The organism is Actinocrinis sp. (genome assembly GCF_035650855.1).
GTDB lineage: Bacteria > Actinomycetota > Actinomycetes > Streptomycetales > Catenulisporaceae > Actinocrinis.
Genome location: NZ_DASRGV010000151.1, coordinates 1 through 3,310 on the forward strand (window position 1 = coordinate 1; position 3,310 = coordinate 3,310).

A 3,310-nucleotide genomic window follows, 5' to 3' on the forward strand; every position below is an offset into this window, starting at 1 on the left:
GCAGGCGGTGCTCGCCGAGTCGGGCGCGGCGCGGCTGACCACCCGGGCCGTGGCGCAGCGCGCCGGTGTGGCCGAGGCGAGCGTCTTCTACCACTTCGGCGACCGGCCGGGTCTGCTGCTCGCGGTGGTCGGCGAGCACCTGCCGCTGGTGATCGAGCTGTTCTTCGGGGAGCGGCTGCGGCACGGCGAGCTGCGCGCGGACCTGCTGGAGCTGTTCACCGGCCTTGAGGACTTCTTCTTGCGTACCGCGCCGATCATCGCCGCCGTGCAGGCGGACAGCGAGGTGCGCGAGGCGTTCCGGGAACGCAGCAAGGAACACGACATCGGGCCGCACAAGGCGATTCAGGGCACTGCCGCGTTTCTGGCCGCCCGGCAGCAGACCGGCGATCTGCCCCCGGACGCCGACCTGCGCGCGGCCGCGATGCTGCTGGTCGGAGCGGCGTATCAGCGTGCGTTTCACCGGCTGCTCGGCGCCGAGGGCGCGGAGCGCTGGCTCGCCGGGCCCGCGGAAACCGTCGACCTGCTGCTGCGCGGGCTGCGCGGCGAGCAGGTCGACGGATCGTGATCGTTACCGCACTCGATCGTTACCGCGTTCAGTGGATGAGGTCCACCCGCGACTCAGCCGGCTGATATCCCGACGGAACCGCGACGGCCGTGGCCGCCGCGACCACGGCCGCGCGGCGCCGGTCCTGCAGCAGGAGCACCGCCGTCATCAGCAGCGCGACCAGCGAGATGCCGACCACGACGGCGATCGCGGTGGTCATTCCGGGCAGCAGCTTGTGGTGCACGTTCGCCGAACCCGAACTGCTCAGCACCGCGCTGACGACCGCCAGCACGATCGCTCCGCCGATCTGCACGCTGGTGTTCAGCAGCCCGGAGGCGAGACCCTGTTCGTGGTCTGCGACGCCCTGCGTGGCCTGCGCGTTCACCGCCGGGAAGGTGAGCGCGAACCCGACCCCCAGCAGCAGCATCGTCGGCAGCATGAAGTCCGCGTAAGACATCGACGGCTCGGTGCGCAGGAACAGTGCGTATGCGCCCATCAGCGCCAGCAGCCCGAAGAAGATCAGCCAGGCGGTGTTCACCCGGCCGAGCACGACGCCCATGCGGGTCGAGCTGAGCGCGACCAGCAGGCCGGCCGGCAGGAATCCGAGCGCCATGCTCAGCGGCGACCAGCCGAGCGAGTTCTGCACGTAGAGCGTCACCACGAACTGGAAGGCCGAGTAGCCGCCGAACATCGCCATCGCGGCGAGGTTGGCGTGCACCAGCGTGCGTGAACGCAGGATGCCGAGCCGGACCAGCGGCCGCGGGTGGCGGCGTTCGATCGCGACGAAGGCGACGGCCAGCGCCGCGCTCAGCACGAGCAGCCCGATGGTGGCCGGACTGCCCCAGCCGCGGTTCGGCGCGTCGACCACCGCGTAGACCAGGATCAGTAGCGAGGCCGTGCTGGTCAGCGCGCCGGGCAGGTCGAAGTGGTGCAGCCGCACCCGCTCGGTGGCGCCGCGCGGGATCACCTGCAGGCCCGCCAGCACCAGCGCGATCGCGACCGGTCCGGGGACCAGGAAGGTGACCCGCCAGCCGACCTCGGTCAGCAGCCCGCCGATCACAAGACCGAGCGAGAAGCCGCTCGCGCCGCAGACGGTGTAGATGCTCAGCGCCCGGTTGCGAGCCGGGCCCTCGGCGAAGGTGGTGGTGATGATCGACAGGCCGGCCGGGACGGTGAACGCGGCCGAGGCGCCCTTGACGAAGCGCAGCGCGATGAGCGCGAGGTCGTTGCTGAGCAGGGCGCTGACCACCGAGGCCGCGCCGAAGACGGCGACCGCGGTGAGGAACACCCGGCGCCGGCCGAGCAGGTCGCTCGCCCGGCCGCCGAGCAGCATCAGGCCGCCGTAGCCGAGGATGTAGCCGGACACGATCCACTGCAGCGAGCCGGGGGCGAGATGCAGGCTGGAGCCGATCGAGGGCAGCGCGACGCCGACCATGGACAGGTCGAGGGCGTCGAGGAAGAGCGCGCCGCACAGCACGACGAGCAGCAGCCAGGTCGCGGGCGACCAGTCGGATCCGGACACGGCGGTGGGCGGTCTCGCCGCGAGGCGTGTCGTGGGTGCCGACCGCGGCGCGCCCTCGTTCAGCGGCGCGGACGGCTGCGCGGGGGCCGGGCGGGGAGTGGGGACGGTGGCTTGGACTTGCGTGTGGGACGCGGTCATGGGAGCAATCTTTATGCATGTGCATCGAATGCGCAAGCATAAAATGCGCTTGCATTTATCGGCGGGCCGCTGTTAGACTCGCGACGTGATCCGGCCGAACGACGACGACGCACTGGCCTCCGAGTGGCACGACCTGATGGGCCGTTACCACCGGATCACCTGCGCGCTCGACCGGCGGCTGACCGCCGAGCACGGCCTGACCGTCAGCGACTTCGAGGTGCTGCAGCAGCTCTACGCGCCCGGCCCGGACTTCCCGCAGCTGCGGATGAACGAACTCGGCGAGCGGGTGCACCTGAGCCAGAGCGCCTTCTCCCGCCTCATCACCCGGCTCGAACAGGCCGGCCTGGTCGAGCGCACCACCTGCGCCGAGGACCGCCGCTCCGCCTACACCCGGATCACCGCGGCGGGCGCCGCGCGCTACCTGGAGGCCCGCCCGACACAGCGGGCGATCTTGCGGGAACTGAGCGTGACAGCAGGCTGACCCCTCCGACGAGGGGATTCGCGGGAGTCCGCCGCATCAGAAGCCTTCGGCGTCAGATACCATCGGGTCCGTACACGCGACAAGCTCTTGGTGCGGAGGCGACCATGCCGCAAGGCGATCCGCCGATATCGGACGATCCCCCGATTCTGGGCGCGGGACTGCTCGAACCCGGATGGGCGCCGGAGCTGATCGACACCGCCACCGCCCATCCGGCGCGCATGTACGACTACTACCTCGGCGGGCGCTCCCTCTAAACACATAGTACCGCAGGTCAGAGCACATGTCAGCATCCTGGCTAGGCTTTGTCGTCGAGCATGATGGGCTCGGCTTCGCCTGGGCCGCGCCCAGGGCTGGGGCTGAGGGCGGGGTATCTCCGTACGCGGCAGACTCCGTCATGCCAGCCGTCCGGGTGGCGCGTACGGAGGTGCGCCGACCGACCTACCCGACCACTCATCTACCGGCGACGGCCAGCACAAACAGCGGCACCGCTTCGTCTCCGGGGCGGCAGCATGAATCGCTAGCTCTTGAGGCCATGAGTACGCCCATCTCATCGGCTTCCCTGCCCGACACTCGCAGACGAACAAGCGTCTACTGCGGACGTTGCGGGTGCGCGGGGTGACGCAGC

The 3,310-nt window shown here is 70.4% G+C and carries 4 protein-coding genes; 3 read left to right on the forward strand and 1 reads right to left on the reverse strand.

The features are described 5' to 3' along the window. Positions 1-565 (forward strand): TetR/AcrR family transcriptional regulator (locus VFB40_RS11675; protein WP_324849855.1); only part of this gene is annotated, 565 nt, incomplete at its 5' end. Between the two features lie 28 nt (positions 566-593). Here VFB40_RS11675 and VFB40_RS11680 read toward each other — a convergent pair. Then, positions 594-2,204, reverse strand: a complete 1,611-nt coding sequence (locus VFB40_RS11680) for an MFS transporter (RefSeq protein WP_324849857.1) — start codon at positions 2,202-2,204, stop codon at positions 594-596. Positions 2,205-2,289: 85 nt separating this feature from the next. Between VFB40_RS11680 and VFB40_RS11685 the strand changes: the two genes are divergently transcribed. Both VFB40_RS11685 and VFB40_RS11690 read left to right on the forward strand, forming a co-directional pair. Next, entirely contained in the window at positions 2,290-2,685 is a 396-nt protein-coding gene (locus VFB40_RS11685) for a MarR family winged helix-turn-helix transcriptional regulator (protein WP_324849859.1), read from the forward strand. A 104-nt stretch (positions 2,686-2,789) separates the two neighbouring features. After that, positions 2,790-2,939 (forward strand): SAM-dependent methyltransferase, encoded by a 150-nt coding sequence (locus VFB40_RS11690; protein ID WP_324849861.1) that lies wholly within the window; start codon positions 2,790-2,792, stop codon positions 2,937-2,939. The last annotated feature ends 371 nt before the right edge of the window (positions 2,940-3,310 follow it).